This window comes from Vallitalea okinawensis, from assembly GCF_002964605.1.
Lineage (GTDB): Bacteria > Bacillota > Clostridia > Lachnospirales > PQDH01 > Vallitalea_A > Vallitalea_A okinawensis.
Genome location: NZ_PQDH01000010.1, coordinates 88,481 through 107,608, shown reverse-complemented (window position 1 = coordinate 107,608; position 19,128 = coordinate 88,481). Strand labels below are relative to the sequence as shown.

The following is a 19,128-nucleotide window of genomic DNA, read 5'->3' as shown; positions in this document are numbered from 1 at the left end:
AAAAAATAACGTCAAGAAGATTACGCGTTTTGTTTTTCGATGTAATCTACAGCATCTTTAACTGTTTTGATTGCTTGTAAATCTTCTGTTGGGATTTCAATATCAAATTCTTCTTCTAAAGCTGTCACGATTTCAAATAAATCTAATGAATCTGCATCTAAATCTTCTTTAAAACTAGCTTCTAATTTTACTTCCTCTTCTTCAACACCTAATTGATCCACAATAATTTCTTTAACTTTTTCAAATGTCATAATAACTTCCTCCTAAAATTTAATAAAATATATTTTGATTTACTTTTATTTTGAGTATCAAAGTTTCTTTCCAAAAAAATATTACCAGACCATAAATAATGAAGACCAAGTTAAGCCGCCTCCAAAGCCTGCTAAAATGACTTTATCGCCATCTTTAATTTTCCCTTGTCGGCACATCTCATCCAATGCAATTGGTATACTTGCTGAGGATGTATTGCCGTATTTGTCCATGTTAGTATAGAACTTACTTTCATCTAATTTTAATTTACGTTTGATGGAATTAATGATACGAATATTAGCTTGATGTAATACGAATTGATCTACATCATTAATTGTATACTCTGTATCTTTTAAGACTTCATCTACACAAGTCTTCATAATGGAAGTAGCAAATTTGTACACTTCTCTACCATCCATCTGTATATATTTCTCACCACCGAATAAACCTGAATAACTTGTAAGGAGACTCCCCTTACTACCGTCTGCACCATTATATATTCCCAAGATATCAGCATTTTCTTTAGGACCAAGAACAACTGCTCCAGCACCATCACCAAATAAAACGCATGTATTACGGTCATTCCAATCTGTTATCTTTGACAGTGTCTCAGCTCCAATAACTAAAACTTTCTTGTAAGTTCCAGTTTTAATAAATTGATATGCCGTAGTCAGTGCATATGCAAAACCTGAACAAGCTGCTGATAAATCAAAGCATGCAGCATTGCTAGCACCAATTTTATCTTGAACTAAACAGGATGTAGATGGTGTAAATGCATCAGGTGTCAATGTTGCAACAATGATTAAATCGATGTCTTTAGCTTCTGTATCCGCAGCTTTTAATGCTTCTATGGCTGCTTTTGATGCTAAATCAGAAGTCGTTTCATCTTGGGCTATTCTTCTTTGCTCAATACCCGTTCTTGACTTAATCCATTCATCAGATGTATCAACCATTGTTGCTAGATCGTCATTACTATAGATCAATGGGGGTACATACTTACCAGTTCCCAGAACACCAATATTAATAGTTACACCTACTTTCTGATTAAGTTCATCAATCAAATATTTTGATAATCAAAGTATATACGATAAAAAAAAGTTTGTCAAGTGATTTTTTATACAATTAACAAAATTAACCAATGACCTCAATGACCAATCAGCCCCTATATAATTATACGCTATCAAAGGACTGATTATTCTATTTCTTGTATTTGTAATGCAAATATTCATTGATATTGGTTAGAGATTTAATCAACAAGTATTGGTGATCAATCTTTATATCTTTTAACATACTTTGAATCATCTCTTCATGAAATTTCTCATGATTCTTAAAAGCTACTTTACCTTTTTCTGTTAAGAATATTTTGACTATACGTCTATCTGTTTCTTCTCGCCTGCGATCTACATACCCCTTTTTAACAAGTCTATTAATAGCCGTGGTTAAAGTACCCACTGTGATATTTAAATCCTTAGCTACTTCAGACATGGTTCTGGAACGATCTAATCCTATGGCTACAATAGTGTGATATTCAGTAATAGATAAATCTTTTATTTCACCATTCTTAAGAGCTTTCTCTTCAATTAGTAAAATGCTATCAAAAATGTCTACCAATAAATTATTGATTTTTTCGATATTTTTTTCCATAATCTTCCCTACCTATTACTTAAAAGATAATCATCTTTTATATATTAAGTTAAGATATACTAACTTTAATCTTTTCCAATCTTAAACTTATAATACATTATAGCAAAATTTCATCATCTTTTAAACACATATTTTAATCACCGCCTCTCTTATATTCATAATTTTCCACTAACAATTGACATAGCTGAATATGAATCCATATAACTTATTCCAGCATTGTTATCCAAAATAATCAGTTATATGAGGTTGCTCTCTACAATACTTCGTTTTTTTGCTGGATTTATCTTTTACATTGAGGAATCTTTATTGAATTCGTTTCTAAAATACTATAAAATAAAATACAGTAGGTTTTATTGACAAGGTTTGAATCAACGGAGGATGCGTATGAATATTGTAGTGATTTATAGACAAAACTTTAAAAATTTCATAAAACTACTCTTTTTCTTCTATTTAATAGCATTATGCTATGTTCTTTTCTTTATTTCAACAAGAGTAGATACATATAATAATATTAATCTTATTCCTTTAAGGACTATTCGCCTTTATATCAATTACTTTGATTATTTCACATTCTCCATATGGTTTTTGAACATATTTGGTAATATCCTCTTATTTATACCTTTTGGATGTTTATTACCTCTCATATCCAAGATCAATCGTTTTTGGTCAGTATTATTAGTCTCTTTGATAACAATATGCACTGCAGAAATTATGCAACATTTGTTTATGGTTGGTGAATTAGATGTTGATGATATCATTTTGAATACTATAGGTGTCATTATAGGCTATTTATTTTATAAATTCTTACGTTATTTAGTAGTTAATCGATTAAAGAATAAAATTTCGATTATATAAACTCCTTATACTTATAAATGCTATAAGGAGTTTTAATTTACCAATAATACCATAGTAATTATTTACATAATTTTATTTGTGTAGTATAATACTATCAAATAAAGAAAAAATAATGAGGGGGTTCAGTTATGGACAACAATAATTTCCAAGATAACAATAATAACGTAACATCTAATAATAATAACCCTGATGTAGGTAAGCAAAAAGGTTTTGGTATAGCATCTATGGTTTGTGGTATCGTAGGCTTAGTAGGTATTTGTATCCCTTACCTCAATTATATACTTGCCATCCTAGCAATAGTTTTCGGTATCGTTACATTAAGTGAGATGAAGAAGACTAATGATAAAACTGGTAAAGGTATGGCCATTGCTGGTTTAGTACTTGGTGGTATTTCTATCCTATTCTCCATCTTAGCTATTGTTGGATTTATTGGTTTAATGGGATTATCCGAGATTGAAGGTTTATATTAAACCTATTCTTTTTATCCTACTGATAGGCTTAGTTATTGTATATAGTATCTCTTTTATAGCTACTATTAATCATAATGAAGCTCAATTACTAATAGGGCAAAAAGAAATACATATTGGTAAATGTTATTATAGAAACACTTTAGGGTTCGATTGTCCCGGATGTGGATTAACGAGAAGTTTTATTTCTATCAGTAAGGGGAATATCAAAGATGCTATGGCTTATAACCCTGGTGGCATTCTTATATATATATGTGGATTGTTTGTAGGTATCAATATTCTTTTATTTCTTTTAATGGGTCGTTATATGCCGCATGTATTCAAAATCTTGTTTTTTCTTGTTTTATTAATAGGTGTCGTATTAATACTCAATTGGATTATAAAAATTTTACCTCAACCAATAACATAGTAAACTAATAATTTATTGATATGCAAAAGCTGCTGGTTATCAGCAGCTTTTTTATTGCTACTTTTGCTTTTTGATACGCTTTAAAAAAATAAAAATGAGCCTACCCTGCATAGGGTAGGCTCTGTCCAATTAATTTTTATAAATAGAAACAATAAAAGGGGGGATAGTTTCTTAATTTACAATAATTATATTACCATAAAAGTTTTAATAAAATGTGAATTATACATTAATAAATAGTTACATTTTTTGATAACCCCATAATTATATGCGTATTTCTTTGATCCAATATCCAAATTCACCCGTTCTTGGATTCACCTTTCTACAACTCCTAAAATATTCAAAACCATGGACATTTGCTAATCTTTTCTGTCTAGGATTATATTGAGCAGGTACAGCAATTAGATAATAATAACCATCATTTAAGTCTAACTTCTCCCCTAATAAAATGTGGTGATGTTTATAATACCCATTCATTAAGAAAGGATTATTCATTAAGCGCCAAGTATTAATTGGGAAAATTGCTATATCTCTTGGTTCTATACGTATCCATTCCTCTGCCCCTTCCTTCTCTTCAAAAGGTGTTAATCTAGGATATGTTGTAAACATTTCATCAGCTTTACGAGAAAAGCGTTTTGGTATAACCGATCCTACAGTCTCTTGTTCTGTTGATTCCTCAATTTTATCTTCCTCTCTAGTTTCAATTTCTTCCTCTTCCTCTTCGTGTGTATCTAAATCTTTTGGTTGGTAATGAATCTCTTTAATATCAAGTAATTCCTTCATATGTTCTAGATTCTTAACCTCTTGTTCTCTTGTAATCCTACGTTTCTTTTTACCCTTACATGAGTTTTCATCATAATCAATGTATTTCACAATTACATCTTGACGTCTTCTTTCTTGGCGTTCTATCTCTTCTCCTTCAATTCCAGACTCGCCACCATCTTCATCTTTAATGATGCTTTGACCTACATTATCAATGATTTCATTCCCTTCAATGACGACGGTCTCTCCTTCTTGCTCATCATCTTTTTCATCTTCTGAACTCACTTCTTCGTCAACTTCTCCATCTTCCTTCGCATCCATAGTCTCCTGGGTTTTCTCAACTTTTTCATCCATTTGAACGTCATCCATAGGTGCTTCTTTTGCTACTATGTCGCCATCTTCTTCAACATCCAAAGGTTGACTTTCAAGCTCCGTATCTTTCTCTTCTTCAATAGCATCTTCTATGTTGAGTTGAAACTTCTTGAAGGGATCTTCTTCATTATAGTATCGAAAGTTTTTTCTCCACAATAATCTTTCCCGACGATAACCGACTGCTGGTGTAATAAGATCTCTTTTACCACTATTATCTTCTTTTTTAGCCATGATAACGATGACATCAAAATCCTTTAGTACTTGGCTGTCTAGTGAATTTGTTAATTCTTTCTGGAAACTGAACTGACTTCTACCGTCACTCTTCACCTCAAGTTCGCCTAAGTTTACTCCAATATTTTTATCTTCTTCTGTCTTAATAACATCAATGGTATATGTATTGTTTGATTTCTTAAGGTTTTTTAGTGAAAGCTTCATTTTTACTTTTCCATGTAAGACTTCAAATTTGCAATTTCCGCTTATTTTAGTACTACCTAAAGCATAACCTGGTGCATCTTGTTTCAATTCAATGAATTCACGAATATACTTCATTGTTTTCCTCCCTCCTATACCAAGCATATCTCTAGAATCACTATATCCCACAATATAGTCTTCCTATTAATATATATGGCAAAGGCACTTATGTATATGAGGAATTTTTAATTCTTATTTAAAAATCTAAGTACAAAGTGACTACAGCCACGTTAAAACTGAATTAGGAAAGTACGATACCTTACGAGTAAAACATCAACTTTCCTATTCCATAAAAAAATAGCTCCTTAGTTAGAGCTACTTTCTTCTAAATATTACGTTTTTCTTTTAATCAACATATATTTCAACTATTTCAGAATCACTCTCAACTTCTACTATCTTACCTTCTGCTCCATTCTTAACAGCATCGATAATCTCATCCATATCAATATCTTTAAGTGCGTCTGATTGTATGCGGCTGTCAAACTTTTCAGCTATTTTTAATCCAGCAGATACAAGTGATAAAGGTAGATTAACATTTACCGTTTCAGAATCTGACTTTACCTTAATTCTTAAAAATCGATTCTTGAGTGACTTATCTTTTACTTTGATTGGTTGATCTTCCTCTTCAACAGCATCCAATAACTGAAGTGCTTCTTCTGTTGAAACTTTACCTTCTTTAAGCATTTGTAAAATTTGCTTTCTTTCTTCTTTATTCATAGTAACCCTCCCAATATTTTATTCTCTTAACATTTTCAATGCTTCTTCTGTAGATAAAAGTCCCTTTTCTACTTTAGCTAATATATCTTTCTTATTTGCTTTAGGTTTGCTTTTATAACCTAATGATTCAATAACATTTTCAAGTTTATTCCTAACAGTTGGATAAGATATACCTAATTCTTTTTCTATCTCTTTAATATTACCTCTATTTTTAATAAAGATTTCAATAAAGAATAGTTGTTCATCTGTAAGCTTTTGAAATTTTCCTAAGGTAAATTTACCTTCAATTGTTGTCTTGCAATTAGCGCAATGAAGCTTTGATACCTCCAGCTCTTCTTGACAAATTGGACATTGGCCAATCAACTTATTTTTCATGTCATACCACCTCTTCAATGACTTGTTTATTCTCTTCTAAATCTATTCCCTTAAAATTATAAGCCATTCTTAATGTTACAAGCAAGAGTCCTAATGCAGAAGCTAATAAAATAACATAGGCATCTACATGCTCATATAGTACCCCATAGAGTATCATACCTATTGGTGTTATTGCTTGAGAAATCATACTCACCAGTGACATAACTCTTCCCCGATATAAAGGATCAATTCTCTCTTGCATAACAACACTTACTGGAACATTAATACCTATTACAAGGCACCCGATAATAAACATACCCGAGAAGTAGAACAATATAATAGGTAGCTCTCCTGCAACGATGCCATTAGACAAGACAGGGATTGCAAAGATCCCTTCTAAGACTGCTACTGCAATTAATAAGAGAACATAGACTTTTTTGTTGAATTTAATTCGTTTTTGCATAGCTAAGATAATGCTAAATAAGAACATTCCAATAGCGACCCCTGATTCTACCGTTCCTAATGCCTTTTCACTGCACTTGAGAACTAATACAATTATAATTGGTAAGCCTACGTTAACAGCACCGAAAAAGAAATTAATAAATAAAGAACCTTTCAAAAGCTCAAATAATAATTTTTGATCTTTCATATACTTCATACCCTCACCCATTTGAGCAAACATATTTCTTGTTTCTTGTTCTTCTTTTATCGCTTCTTGTTTTAACTCCTTTTCTTTCAAATTATATTTAAAATCAATCAATGCTTCTGCAACTGTTGATGCAAGAAAAGATATACCGTTGATCAATAAGAAAGCTTGAACTGGAACTAATGCATAAACTATTCCACCAATAATAGGTCCTAGAATACTTGATAAACTTGAAGCTGTTTGATTAAGTGAATTTATTTTACCAAGATGCTTATCATCAACTAGATTTGGGATTGCTGAAAAAAAGGAGATCCCAAATAAGGTATTAAAGGAGGATAGTAAAACTGTTGATAAGTAAATCATCCAGATCTGTAGACCTATAGCAGTACTGACTGCAAACATAATTAACATTAATATTCCACTTAGTGCATCAAATAATAGAACCAGTTTCTTTTTATCATAATTATCCACAATAACACCTGCAAAGGGGCTTAGAATAAGCCTTGGTAATACTGATAAGAGCATAGAAATTGAAAAAAACAGAGGTGATTCTGTTATACTTAATATGAAAAAACTCATTGCGAAACCGTAGATACTGGTTCCAAATAAAGATACAAATGTACCACCTAAATATAAAAACATGTTTCCTAAAGACTTATTTTGCTTCATTGCTATTCCTCCTACTAAAGCTCTACACCACAATTTTATGTAAAGCAAGCTATAAATAAAATTATTAAATTGCTATTCTCTATTCAAGGCATAACAGATTTAGTTACTTAATCAATATTTCTACAAAGGTATCTTTACTCTCATATTTAACTAAGTAAAAAGATTCTTTGGGTAAAGCTTTTATGAGCATTTTTATGTCCTTTTTATTTATCTTACCCAGTTGGTCTATATATTTTTTTGTTGAATCATCATCTATATGTCGTTTCCCTATGCTTATTCCTAGCTTACTTAAATAGAATAAAGTCATGATTGACATAGCTGGTAACCTAATGTTTGTAGAATCATCTTTGACACTTATCTTAATTTTCCTTCTAATGGACATTATTACCACCTCTCTAATGTCATTATAGTCTATTGAATAAATAATGTCAATACAAAACTTAAAATAATTAATTTTAATATTAATATTATTAATTTTTAATATGGATATATTAATTTCGCAACTTAATAGTTAAAATTATTAACTTTAGAATAATAATAATTAATTTTTAAGAGCAAAAGTAGCTCCGCTACATCTTCTTTAAGAAGTTTGTGTCGTTGGGAAATTTCTTTAGTATCAATTAACATTTTCTGGTTAATCATTTGAACACCTTACCTATAAGACAATAAAAGTAATACGTCACGTTTCAAGTATGTGGAATAAAATAGGTTCCTTACCTCATTGCTTTTATAAGTAAAAAAAATAACCCGATAACTTATAGCGTTATCGGATTGTTTTAAATGTTATTGTTATGGTCGTCCCTTCGTCAACTTTACTCTTCGTTTTGATTTTGGCATTATGGTGATCAATTATTTCTTTTGCAATAGCTAATCCCAAACCTGTTGAATTACTTAAGTGATGATTACTACCTTTATAATACTTATTAAAAATCAATTTCACATCTGTCTCAGGTATACCTATTCCATTATCAGTGATGTACAATTGAATATGTCCCTTTCCTACACTTCTACTACCAATACGAATAATTCCATTTACTCCAGTATACTTGATTGCATTATCTATGAGTAATTCAAATAATTGATACAGTTGACTACCATTACCAAAAACTTCATCATATACATCTTCATCCACTTCGTTTATAAGTTGAATATTCTTATCAATTGCTATGGTTTCCATATCATAAAGCGCTTGAAGATAAATGTTATGAAGCTTGACAACTACTAGTTGATGATCTATCTTATTTTGATAAGATGTCATCAAGGAAAGTTTCTCAATCGTACTTTTCACTTCCATTAATCTTATCTCTGTAGCATTGATATAGTCAAGGCTCTCCTCTGTATACTCATGTTCCTTTAATAGTTGCATATATCCGAGAGAAGCAGCAATAGGTGTTTTTAAATTATGAAAAACTTTAGAAACAAAATCTGCTTTTTCAAATTGCAATTTTCTATTCTTTCTAACTGTTAAAAAATAAAGTCTAACTAACGGTATGAGTACTAATAACCCTATAAAAACTATAGCAAATATAAATCTCTCCAGATAATAATTTCTGTTTTGCTTCTCTATCATATCATTTTGAATAAATACTGTGAGTTCATGCTGCTTTAGAATTTTATTAAGTATTCCAGCAAGAGTCTCATTTTCAAAATTAACACCTATGCTATGGTGAATCTCTTCATCCAGCTCACCAATGATCTTAATGTGATTATAAGAGTAGTTTTCCTCATAATAGTTATAGACGGGTAGTTCAATTAGCATATACCCCTGCCCCTCATTAATATACTTAAAAGCTTCTTTCATATTTTTAGCAACAATTATCTCAGCTCTATTTAAGGTACTATTTAGATATTCTTCTTGCCAATGTCCTTCGGTTACATAAAAAGTATTTTTCTCATGGTCCAATTGACGGATATTACTAATTTTCATTAAATAATCCTGGCTGCTATTACCCACTAAGAGAAGTCTAAAACTCTCATAGGGATCTGTAAAAAATATATAATCTTGACGTTCATCAGTGGGTGTAACATCCGTTAATACATCGATATTGCCTTCCTTCATATCATTTAAAGCATCTTGCCATGATGTATTTTTATCATAGGATGCAAACTCATACTCTATTCCATATGAATCAGCAATCCCTATAAACCAATTTAAAGCAATGCCTGATGGCTTTCCTCTAATATCAATAAACTCCAGAGGCGCGTAATCCACAGAATACCCAATAATAATCGGATCATGATTTAATAGCCAATCCTCTTCCTTCTCCGTGAAAAAACCGTAGGTAGAATTAGCATCAACTGAGTGATAGCAGAAAAGAAAAAGTACTGAAAATAAACATAAGCCCAATAATAATCTTTTCATATCTCTCACCTCGCTAAATGCTCATTGAATTTATACCCTACTCCTCTAACAGTAATTACGTAAGAGGGCATTCCCTTGATTTGAATTTTTTTTCGTAGATTACTGATATGTACCGCTAAAGCTCTGTCAGTAGGTAATCTATCCTCCTGCCATAGATATTGATGCAACTCATCAAAGGAGAACGTTTTTTGACTGTTTAATGCTAATAATTTAAGAATATTAAATTCAATCTGAGTCAACTTGATCAGTTTATCCTGCACTCTTACTTGTCGCTTTTCAATATCAATGATCATCCCTTCAAAGTTGAGCTGTCTGTTATTCTTTGATCTTCTTGCCGAACTATTTAACCTGGCCTTTATACGACAAATTAATTCTCTATAGTCAATAGGCTTAATCATATAGTCATCAGCCCCTAACTCAAACCCTTCTAACCTTTGATCAATCTTGTCGTTGCAACTGATAATAATAATTGGCACTTTACTTGTGTCTCTCACTTGCTTGCAAATTTCATAACCAGATACATGAGGTAAATTAATATCCAGTAGTATAATATCATAGTAGTTTTTTTTGAAAATTGGGATAACTTCGGCACCATCCTTGACCACATCAACAAGGTATCCTGATTTCTGCAAATAGGATTTCAATATATATGAAAGGTCCTGATCATCTTCTGCTAATAGTATACTATGCGCCATCATATCCCCCCCTTACTAGAATACTCAACTTAACTATTCTCTATCTCTTATTATAAATTGAATATAGTCATTTTAGTTCGTTAATATTAAAAAGTCCTCATTATATTATACACCTTTTGCCAATATTTTTAAATGTTTGCTAAGAATATTTTCAACAAAAAGAGCATAAGACTCTTATCTATACAGAGTTTTATGCTTTAGCTATATTCAACAGACTATCCTTTTAAGGTATTGGCAATGGCTGCAAATTGTTCTAGACTTAAGGCTTCTCCTCTAATATTCTCTTTTATATCTAATGCCTTAAGAACCTCTAAAAATTTTTCTTTTTCTATATTTAAGCTACTATTCTTTATACCGTTTACGAGTGTTTTTCTTCTTTGATTAAAACTGGCTCGTATTATCTGAAACATAAATTTTTCATCAGTTACTTTTATACCATAGTCTTCTCTTTTCCTTAACTGAATAACAGCTGAACTTACCTTAGGCCTAGGTATAAAACAATTAGGCGGAACATTAGCTACTATTTCAGGTTCAGAATAGTACTGAACAGCAAGGGATAATGCCCCATAGTCTTTTGTTCCTGGATTAGCTTGCATACGGTCTGCAACTTCTTTCTGAATCATGACAATTATACGGTCTAATGGCACACCACCCTCAAAAAGTCCCATTATAATAGGGGTTGTAATATAATAAGGTAGGTTAGCTACTACTTTGATTTTCTTACCATTGTAGTCTTCATCGATAATTTTCTTTAAATCCACTTTCAATACATCTTGATTGATTATACGTACATTATCATAATCTTTGAGGGTATCGGTTTCCAGTATAGGTATAAGAGCTTTATCAATCTCTATGCATAACACTTGTCCTGCATGTTCAGCTAAGTGTTGTGTGAGACTGCCAATACCAGGACCAATTTCAACAACAACATCATCTTTGGTTATCTCTGCAGAGCGGATGATCTTATTAATAACATGTGTATCAATCAAGAAGTTTTGTCCGAATTTCTTCTGAAATACAAATGAATACTTATTGATGATCTCTTTTGTTTTATTGGGTGTTGCAACGAATTCCTTCAACTTATCACCTCTACCTTATTGAATGCCATACAATTTTTTAGCATTAGCCATCGTTTTTTCTGCCACTTCTTCTAGGCTAACTCCTTTTAATTCTGCTATTTTTTCAGCTATAAACTTGAGATTTGAAGAATCATTTCTCTGACCTCTATGAGGTACTGGCGCTAAATATGGGCAGTCTGTTTCAATTAGTAGATAATCTAAAGGAATCTCCTTTACAACCTCAATTGTTTTCTTTGCATTAGGGAAAGTAATAACCCCTCCAATGCCAATATAATAGTCATCTTTGACATATTCCTTCGCTAATTCAGCGGATCCTGAAAAGCAGTGTATGACACCACCAAACATATTTCCTTTATAGTCTTTTAAAATGTTATACGTATCTTGTGAAGCCTCTCTAGAATGAACAATAATAGGTAACTCTAATTCTTTTGCTAATTCAATTTGTTCAACGAACCACTCTTTTTGTAACTCTCTTGGAGAATAATCATAATGATAATCTAAACCGATTTCACCAAAAGCTACAACCTTATCATGGGTAGCAGCCATTCCATATAACTTTTCTATATCCTCTTCCATAAGATCTTTTACATCATGTGGATGAACACCTACAGAGGCATAAATAAAATCATATTGATCAGCTAGTTCTAAAGATTTCAAGGATGTATCCACATCTGCGCCAACATTGACAACGTAATCAACACCAGCTTCTTTTATCTTCTTCATAATAGCGTCTAGATCTTTTTTAAACTTCTTGTCATCATAATGAGCATGACTATCAAAAAACATAGTTACCACCTTTCCAAATCTGAAGACCTCCTTATATGAGGAGGTCTAGGATTTTTTTATTAACTTACTGAAGAACCGCTTTCTATGTCACCATCTACTGTCACAACCTTAAGTTGTCCGCTCTCATCAGATGCAGCAAGTATCATCCCTTCTGATAATTCACCTCTAAGTTTGACAGGTTTTAAGTTAGTGACTACAACAACTTTCTTACCTACCATCTCTTCAGGAGAATAATATTTAGCAATACCTGATACAATCTGTCTTGTTTCTTCGCCGATTTTAATCTGAGACTTAAGAAGCTTATCTGCACCTTTCACTTTTTCACAAGCAAGAACTTCTCCAATCTTCATCTCTACTTTCAAGAAATCATCGAAGTTAAGATATGCTGGTTTTTCTTCTTTCTTCTCTTCTTTTGGAGCTTTCTTTTCCTCTTTTTCTTTAGCCTCTGCCATTTTTGCATCAATTTCGGCTTCGATTTCTGCAAGTTTTTTCTTTTCATCTAAGCGGTTGAAAAGAGGTACTGCTTTACTAACAACTTTTGATCCTGCTATAGTGGCACCAAACCTACCCACGGTATCCCATTCTTTTGCATCTGTATTGATTTGATCAAATATTTTAGCACTTGTTTCTGGTAAGAAAGCTCTTAAAAGAACTGCAATGGTACGTATAGACTCAACTAAGTTGTATAATACAGTTTGAAGTCTTGGATAATGCTCTTCATCTTTACCAAGAACCCAAGGCATCGTTTCATCAATATATTTATTACTTCTACGAATAAGAGTCCAAATCTCATCTAAAGCGTCAGCCACATGAAGTTCATTCATCTTAGCTTCAACCTTTGCAGGAGTTTCTTCAACTAATGCAATCAATTCTTCATCGATAGCATCTTTGATCTCTGGAGCTTTAATTTCTCCATCAAAATATTTATTAATCATGGCAACGGTTCTATTAACTAAGTTGCCCAATGTATTAGCCAAATCTGAATTAAAACGACTGATCAAAGTTTCATAAGTTATAGTACCATCACTGCCAAAAGGCATCTCATGTAAAACATAATAACGTACGCCATCAACACCAAAATGTCTTGCTAAGTCATCCGCATACATAACATTTCCTTTTGATTTGCTCATTTTATCTTGACCTGATAATAACCATGGGTGTCCAAATATCTGCTTAGGTAATGGGATATCCAAAGCCATTAACATGATTGGCCAGTAAATGGTATGGAATCTTAAAATATCTTTACCTATAACATGAACATCTGCAGGCCAATATTTACTATATAATTCTCCAGATCCTTCGGGATCATACCCTAATGCGGTAATATAGTTTGATAAAGCATCTATCCAAACATAAACAACATGTTTCTCATCAAAAGTAACAGGAATCCCCCAAGTGAAAGATGTACGAGAAACACATAAATCTTGTAGACCTGGTTTTAAGAAGTTATTAACCATCTCTTTTTTGCGTGATTCTGGCTGAATAAACTCAGGATGATCTTCTATATATTGCATTAATCTATCTTGGTATTTACTCATCTTAAAGAAATAGGCTTCCTCTTTTGTCTTTTCTACTTCACGACCGCAATCGGGGCATTTCCCATCAACTAGCTGTGTTTCTGTAAAGAAAGATTCACAAGGTACACAATATAACCCTTCATATTCACCCTTATATATATCACCTTGATCATATAATTTCTTAAAGATTTTTTGAACAACTTTTACGTGATCATCATCGGTTGTTCTGATAAATTTATCATAACTAGTTTGCATAAGATCCCAAATGTCTTTAATCTGACCAGCTACTTGATCCACATAAACTTTTGGTGATATACCTGCTTGTTCTGCATTTTCTTGAATTTTTTGACCATGCTCATCAGTACCTGTCAAGAAGAAAACATCATGCCCTTGTAGACGTTTAAATCTAGCTATAGCATCTGTCAAAACTGCTTCATAAGTATTACCTATATGTGGTTTTCTTGATGTATAAGCAATGGCAGTAGTAATATAATACGTATCTTTACTCATTTCATAACCTCCAATATTCACTTTTATCTTTTTGAGCTCTCATAGGATCTTTATGTAGAGGCTTTATTCCTACATTAATCTTAACTGTTATTATATATTTTTGACCAATAAAATGCAAGATAATACGTAACAAGTCTTAATAATACCCTGCTTTTTTCCTAGCTTCAGGATCACTGGGATCGATGTAGCCAGTTAAATCTTGTGAAAGAAGCATTTTTCGCGGCTTTAAAGGTGCTAACTCATCCATTACATCTTTAAATCTTACCTGATATTTTTCTATATCATAGGTCTCTCTATAAATCACTTTGCAGCTACTAGTCACCGCGTCTATAGGTCTTAAGCTGAAATCAAAATCTACTGGATATGGATATAACTTATACTTCTCTAGTGGTTCAGGACCACAGCTGGCGTTTCCTAATCCATTTTGCTTATAATCAATGTTAAGGATAGTTTTTCCACTTTCAATAAGTTTATGAGTATGCTGAACTCTATCAAGTTCCATGGGTGTATATAGAAGGCTACTGATGGACATTAATTCTTTTGGCACAATGAGTACCCCACTCCCAGATTTATCAGTTAAGCTCAACCACCTGATATCCTCCTTACTACCCATTTCTTGTGGACGAACATAGGGTGCCAATTGATCACTGACAGTGCTTTCATATAGACCTATTGGAGCTCCACACTTTCTATCTGGATAACTCTCAAAAGGACCGCGACCATACCATTTCATAACTTCAAAAGATGAGTCCATTGTAAAGGTTAATCCTATTCTTGGTAATACAGGAAGGTTGCCATAGGGTATAATTCTATTCTTAACATATATAAACCCGTTATTAAGAACGGTATAAATACTATATTGTTGGAAACCTGTTTCTAGCTTTCCCTTCCACGTATTATGTATGAATATGGAGATAGCCTTTTTATCAAATAATTCTATACGAAAATCTTCTACTTTCTTTGTTACGTTATTTAAACCTACCTTATACCAGCCATTATCGTCGAGTACGTAAGAACTTCTTAAGTCATTATCTGTGGGAGCCCTAAAGACATTAAGATCTGGACCTTCTTTGGTGAATATTTGCTTATTATTAAAAACAAGTTGATCAATACACCCACTCTTTTTATTGAACTTAATTGTGATATTTTCATTATATACTTCAATAAATCCATTATTATCAATAACGTTTAGATCATCTTTTATTTGCTTATTAAAGTCACCATTTTCTCCATTGCTTATAATGAATTGATGCCAAGCAATTATATGTCCCTTTTTAGCCCAGGCATTATTTTCTTTTAAGGAAAATCTGATGGTTAATAAATACTCCACATTTTGCTTATAAACTACCTTATTAATTGGAATATGGAAGGATTTTTTCTCACCTGGATCAATATCGATATTCGCCAACACCCCTGACTTAATTTCATCTCCATCTTCAGTCAGTGACCACTGCAACTCAACATCTTCAAGATTTTTATGATAGTATCTGTTGTTAACAATGATGCCCTCTGAGTTCTTTTCAGGTAACTCAACTTTGATATATTCATGAACCTTTTTAACCTCAGTAAGTTTAGGTGTTGATGACCTATCGGGAAGAAGAATCCCATCAATACAGAAGTTATCATCATGTACCTTATTACCAAAATCGCCTCCATATGCAAAATACGGTTGATGATGAGCATCCCTCTTCTCAATACCATGATCCATCCATTCCCAAATAAACCCACCAATAAGAGGTTTATGAGCTTCTATAGCCTCCCAGTACTCCTTTAAATTACCCATAGCATTCCCCATAGCATGAGCATATTCATTCATTAGGAAAGGTTTATCCTTATGCTCATTAGCCCGATAAATGAGCCAATCAATACTGGGATAGGTTTCACTATCTACATCCCCTATACTATTCATTTGTCGCTTATGTATTAATCTTGTTGGATCAATCGTCCTAGCATATGAAGCCATAAGTGCTATATTATCTCCAAAACCAGCCTCGTTACCCATGGACCAGAATATAATGGATGGATGGTTCTTATCCCTTTGCACCATTCCTTCTACTCTATCCAAAACTCCATGTGTCCATCTTGGATCATTACCTGGAAGAACATCATCTTTATAAGATATCCCATGAGTCTCAAGATTGGTTTCGTCCATAACATACAGCCCGTATTCATTGCACAACTCATAAAAATAAGGATGGTGGGGGTAGTGAGCTGTCCTTACAGCATTAATATTATTTTGTTTCATCAAAACGATATCCTGTTCCATGGCTTCATTGGTTAAATATCGGCCTGTCTTGTAATGAAAGTCATGATGATTAACTCCTTTTAATAGTATTGGACTGCCATTAATAAGCAATTGATCCTCCTTAATTTCTACCTTTCTAAACCCGAACTTGCATGTCACTACTTCAACTATTTTTTTATAGTTATCCTTTAGCACAAGAAGAATCTTATAAAGATAGGGTGTTTCTGCTGTCCACTTCCTTGGATTTTCAATTCCTTTAGTTAGATAAATACTACGTATTGTATTAGGTAGAATAGCTTTAGGTCTATTAGTGGATGGCCTCCAAGTTATTCCCTCCCATTCTCTATTTAAGTTTCCGGTAAATCCTGTTGCAAAGGGTATCTTTTCTACAGCTCGATCCATATGATCGTATATTTCCACATCCATATAGTATGGTTCAACCGCCTTATCTGTTTTATTAATTACTTTAGCTTTTATCTTCAATTCTGCGTCTTCATAATTCCCATCTAAATCACAACTTATATGAAAATCACATAGATGAACATTTGGTGTTGAAAAGAGATAAACTTCACGAAAGATTCCATTTAATCTCCACATATCTTGACACTCAAGATATGAACCATCTGACCACTTTAACACCTGAATAATTATAGTATTTTCGCCTTTAATCACATAATCAGTGAGGTTAAATTCTGCTGGACAAAAGCTATTTTGGCTATAGCCAACCTTCTTACCATTGACCCATAAGTAAAAAGCGCTTTCTACACCTGCAAAATGAATATAAACCTGTCTATTGTCAAATTCTTCTGAGATTATAAAGCTTTTTCTATAAATACCTACCCTGTTATTCTCTCTTGGTATTGTTGGTGGGAACAAGGATTCACTATCCGTACTAAATGCATATCTAGTATTCAAATAGGTGGGTGCATCATAACCCTGCATCTGCCAACTTCCAGGTACGTTAATCTCACCCCAATGTTCATCTTCTAGTGAATGGATATCAGCTGGGACCCGATCAATATTTGTGCAAAAATAGAATTGCCATTTGCCATTTAGCGTCTGATAGTATGGTGATTCACAAAAATTATTTTTAAGTGCTGACTCGTGATTAGAATATGACATAAATGTTGCATGATAAGGTTCTTTATTTATTCCAAACACCTGAGGATTTTGCCAATCCTCTATGATACCATTATTCATCATTTCTCATCCCCCACTATTCTATTAAAATGCTTATGAAACAGTTGTAAAGCATCTAATAGTTTGTTATATTACAATTATAAAATTAGATCACCAGCTTAAAAAGGCTAATATATTAAGGTCAACTTCTCTATATTAAGATTCACTTATTAATGAAATGAGGGTTCTATATGAAGATAATACAATACTTTAATACTCCAATTAACTATAATCGACTACCGCTGTATCCTTTATCAATGGGTACAAACTATACTCAAGGATCGATCAATCGCCAAAAAGGATACCATGGTTTTCAATGGCTACAAACATTATCCGGCGAAGGTATCTTCCAATGTAATGGCCATCAATTTGATTTGCCTGCTGGCTGTGGTATCTTTATAGATAAATCAACAAGTCATCACTACTATAGCTCATCAGACAATGAATGGTTAACTGCATGGTTAGTATTTGACGGTCCTTATGCTGAAAGAATATTGTCTTTTATGGAACTTTCCTTTTTTACACCTTATGCTATTACTGACTTATACTTGTTTACTTCTACCTTTGAACAACTATCAGGACTATCACATAAAAATACAGCAAAAGAATTCATGGAGGCGTCAACAGTACTCTATAACTTTCTATATCAATCAGGTAGTGCTTTAATTCATACAGATTCACCGCTATTTTTTAAGTATAAAAAAATAGAACCTATTATTGAATATATCAATGCCAATTATTCAAAAGATTTATCTCTTGAAACATTAGCATCACTAATAAACATCTCCCCGCAGTATTTTTGCTCCATATTTAAAAGTATAACTGGATTACGAGTTTTTGAATACATTAATAGAATCAGAATAAACCATGCAAAAGAACTCTTATTGGGCACCTCTTATTCTGTTGATCAGATAGCTCTTATGTGCGGTTATGATAGTTCATCCTATTTTTTTACACTATTTAAAAAGCACCAAGGATATACTCCCGGTGCTTTTAGAAAAATGAAATAGTTATAATGAACGCAAAAAGCTTCCCAATATAGGAAGCTTTCTAGTATTTATTAAAATAGGGGGTTATGAAAAAAAGAGGGATGTGTAAATCTTATGTTCTTATTATAATAGAAAATTATAAAAATTCTATGAC

General features: G+C 32.5%; 18 protein-coding genes. 4 read left to right on the top strand and 14 right to left on the bottom strand.

The window, feature by feature from the left end:
• Positions 1–20: 20 nt before the first annotated feature.
• From acpP to C1Y58_RS21650, 3 genes are all read right to left on the bottom strand, one after another.
• Positions 21–251, bottom strand: a complete 231-nt coding sequence (acpP, locus tag C1Y58_RS21660; RefSeq protein ID WP_105618754.1) for an acyl carrier protein — start codon at positions 249–251, stop codon at positions 21–23.
• Between the two features lie 81 nt (positions 252–332).
• The gene (locus tag C1Y58_RS21655) at positions 333–1,310 is read right to left on the bottom strand and encodes a beta-ketoacyl-ACP synthase III (protein ID WP_330404495.1); all 978 of its coding nucleotides are present in this window, start codon (positions 1,308–1,310) and stop codon (positions 333–335) included.
• 136 nt (positions 1,311–1,446) lie between these two features.
• On the bottom strand, positions 1,447–1,893 hold the full coding sequence (locus tag C1Y58_RS21650; RefSeq protein WP_105618752.1) for a MarR family winged helix-turn-helix transcriptional regulator: 447 nt from the start codon (positions 1,891–1,893) through the stop codon (positions 1,447–1,449).
• A 384-nt stretch (positions 1,894–2,277) separates the two neighbouring features.
• Here C1Y58_RS21650 and C1Y58_RS21645 point away from each other — a divergent pair, with 384 nt between their 5' ends.
• From C1Y58_RS21645 to C1Y58_RS21635, 3 genes are all read left to right on the top strand, one after another.
• A complete protein-coding gene (locus tag C1Y58_RS21645; RefSeq protein WP_157950233.1) occupies positions 2,278–2,748 on the top strand; it encodes a VanZ family protein in 471 nt (156 codons plus the stop codon).
• Between the two features lie 128 nt (positions 2,749–2,876).
• Complete coding sequence (locus C1Y58_RS21640; RefSeq protein ID WP_105618748.1) at positions 2,877–3,218, top strand: DUF4190 domain-containing protein; 342 nt, start codon at positions 2,877–2,879, stop codon at positions 3,216–3,218.
• Positions 3,202–3,624 (top strand): DUF2752 domain-containing protein, encoded by a 423-nt coding sequence (locus C1Y58_RS21635; RefSeq protein WP_105618746.1) that lies wholly within the window; start codon positions 3,202–3,204, stop codon positions 3,622–3,624. The genes C1Y58_RS21640 and C1Y58_RS21635 overlap by 17 nt, the downstream gene beginning before the upstream one ends.
• A 261-nt stretch (positions 3,625–3,885) precedes the next feature.
• On the opposite strand, the gene C1Y58_RS21630 is transcribed toward C1Y58_RS21635, so the two are convergent.
• The 11 genes from C1Y58_RS21630 to C1Y58_RS21580 form a co-directional block, all read right to left on the bottom strand.
• On the bottom strand, positions 3,886–5,304 hold the full coding sequence (locus tag C1Y58_RS21630) for a DUF7922 domain-containing protein (protein ID WP_157950232.1): 1,419 nt from the start codon (positions 5,302–5,304) through the stop codon (positions 3,886–3,888).
• A gap of 267 nt (positions 5,305–5,571) precedes the next feature.
• On the bottom strand, positions 5,572–5,943 hold the full coding sequence (locus C1Y58_RS21625) for an SHOCT-like domain-containing protein (protein WP_105618743.1): 372 nt from the start codon (positions 5,941–5,943) through the stop codon (positions 5,572–5,574).
• An 18-nt stretch (positions 5,944–5,961) separates the two neighbouring features.
• On the bottom strand, positions 5,962–6,318 hold the full coding sequence (locus tag C1Y58_RS21620; RefSeq protein ID WP_105618741.1) for a DUF2089 domain-containing protein: 357 nt from the start codon (positions 6,316–6,318) through the stop codon (positions 5,962–5,964).
• A 1-nt stretch (position 6,319) separates the two neighbouring features.
• Complete coding sequence (locus C1Y58_RS21615) at positions 6,320–7,612, bottom strand: MFS transporter (protein ID WP_105618739.1); 1,293 nt, start codon at positions 7,610–7,612, stop codon at positions 6,320–6,322.
• Between the two features lie 103 nt (positions 7,613–7,715).
• Entirely contained in the window at positions 7,716–7,994 is a 279-nt protein-coding gene (locus tag C1Y58_RS21610; RefSeq protein WP_105618737.1) for a hypothetical protein, read from the bottom strand.
• A gap of 381 nt (positions 7,995–8,375) precedes the next feature.
• A complete protein-coding gene (locus tag C1Y58_RS21605) occupies positions 8,376–9,974 on the bottom strand; it encodes an ATP-binding protein (protein ID WP_105618735.1) in 1,599 nt (532 codons plus the stop codon).
• A gap of 5 nt (positions 9,975–9,979) precedes the next feature.
• Positions 9,980–10,669 carry a response regulator transcription factor gene (locus C1Y58_RS21600; RefSeq protein ID WP_170311662.1) on the bottom strand — a complete coding sequence of 230 codons (690 nt, stop codon included), beginning with the start codon at positions 10,667–10,669 and terminating at the stop codon, positions 9,980–9,982.
• Between the two features lie 215 nt (positions 10,670–10,884).
• A complete protein-coding gene (rsmA, locus tag C1Y58_RS21595) occupies positions 10,885–11,748 on the bottom strand; it encodes a 16S rRNA (adenine(1518)-N(6)/adenine(1519)-N(6))-dimethyltransferase RsmA (protein ID WP_105618732.1) in 864 nt (287 codons plus the stop codon).
• A 15-nt stretch (positions 11,749–11,763) separates the two neighbouring features.
• On the bottom strand, positions 11,764–12,534 hold the full coding sequence (locus C1Y58_RS21590; protein ID WP_105618730.1) for a TatD family hydrolase: 771 nt from the start codon (positions 12,532–12,534) through the stop codon (positions 11,764–11,766).
• A 59-nt stretch (positions 12,535–12,593) separates the two neighbouring features.
• Positions 12,594–14,561, bottom strand: coding sequence for a methionine--tRNA ligase (gene metG / locus C1Y58_RS21585; RefSeq protein WP_105618728.1), 1,968 nt, complete (start codon positions 14,559–14,561; stop codon positions 12,594–12,596).
• Positions 14,562–14,697: 136 nt separating this feature from the next.
• Positions 14,698–18,009, bottom strand: a complete 3,312-nt coding sequence (locus C1Y58_RS21580; protein WP_105618726.1) for a beta-galactosidase, LacZ type — start codon at positions 18,007–18,009, stop codon at positions 14,698–14,700.
• 167 nt (positions 18,010–18,176) lie between these two features.
• Here C1Y58_RS21580 and C1Y58_RS21575 point away from each other — a divergent pair, with 167 nt between their 5' ends.
• Positions 18,177–18,995, top strand: a complete 819-nt coding sequence (locus C1Y58_RS21575) for an AraC family transcriptional regulator (RefSeq protein WP_105618724.1) — start codon at positions 18,177–18,179, stop codon at positions 18,993–18,995.
• Positions 18,996–19,128: the final 133 nt, after the last annotated feature.

What these genes read in the sequence shown, in the direction of transcription:
- C1Y58_RS21640 (WP_105618748.1), top strand. Translation starts at nt 2,877, where the DNA reads ATGGACAACAATAATTTCCAAGATAACAATAATAACGTAACATCTAAT.
- C1Y58_RS21620 (WP_105618741.1), bottom strand. Translation starts at nt 6,318, where the DNA reads ATGAAAAATAAGTTGATTGGCCAATGTCCAATTTGTCAAGAAGAGCTG.
- C1Y58_RS21625 (WP_105618743.1), bottom strand. Translation starts at nt 5,943, where the DNA reads ATGAATAAAGAAGAAAGAAAGCAAATTTTACAAATGCTTAAAGAAGGT.
- C1Y58_RS21580 (WP_105618726.1), bottom strand. Translation starts at nt 18,009, where the DNA reads ATGATGAATAATGGTATCATAGAGGATTGGCAAAATCCTCAGGTGTTT.
- C1Y58_RS21615 (WP_105618739.1), bottom strand. Translation starts at nt 7,612, where the DNA reads ATGAAGCAAAATAAGTCTTTAGGAAACATGTTTTTATATTTAGGTGGT.
- C1Y58_RS21605 (WP_105618735.1), bottom strand. Translation starts at nt 9,974, where the DNA reads ATGAAAAGATTATTATTGGGCTTATGTTTATTTTCAGTACTTTTTCTT.
- acpP (WP_105618754.1), bottom strand. Translation starts at nt 251, where the DNA reads ATGACATTTGAAAAAGTTAAAGAAATTATTGTGGATCAATTAGGTGTT.
- C1Y58_RS21630 (WP_157950232.1), bottom strand. Translation starts at nt 5,304, where the DNA reads ATGAAGTATATTCGTGAATTCATTGAATTGAAACAAGATGCACCAGGT.
- C1Y58_RS21575 (WP_105618724.1), top strand. Translation starts at nt 18,177, where the DNA reads ATGAAGATAATACAATACTTTAATACTCCAATTAACTATAATCGACTA.
- C1Y58_RS21650 (WP_105618752.1), bottom strand. Translation starts at nt 1,893, where the DNA reads ATGGAAAAAAATATCGAAAAAATCAATAATTTATTGGTAGACATTTTT.
- metG (WP_105618728.1), bottom strand. Translation starts at nt 14,561, where the DNA reads ATGAGTAAAGATACGTATTATATTACTACTGCCATTGCTTATACATCA.
- C1Y58_RS21590 (WP_105618730.1), bottom strand. Translation starts at nt 12,534, where the DNA reads ATGTTTTTTGATAGTCATGCTCATTATGATGACAAGAAGTTTAAAAAA.
- C1Y58_RS21600 (WP_170311662.1), bottom strand. Translation starts at nt 10,669, where the DNA reads ATGGCGCATAGTATACTATTAGCAGAAGATGATCAGGACCTTTCATAT.
- C1Y58_RS21645 (WP_157950233.1), top strand. Translation starts at nt 2,278, where the DNA reads ATGAATATTGTAGTGATTTATAGACAAAACTTTAAAAATTTCATAAAA.
- C1Y58_RS21610 (WP_105618737.1), bottom strand. Translation starts at nt 7,994, where the DNA reads ATGTCCATTAGAAGGAAAATTAAGATAAGTGTCAAAGATGATTCTACA.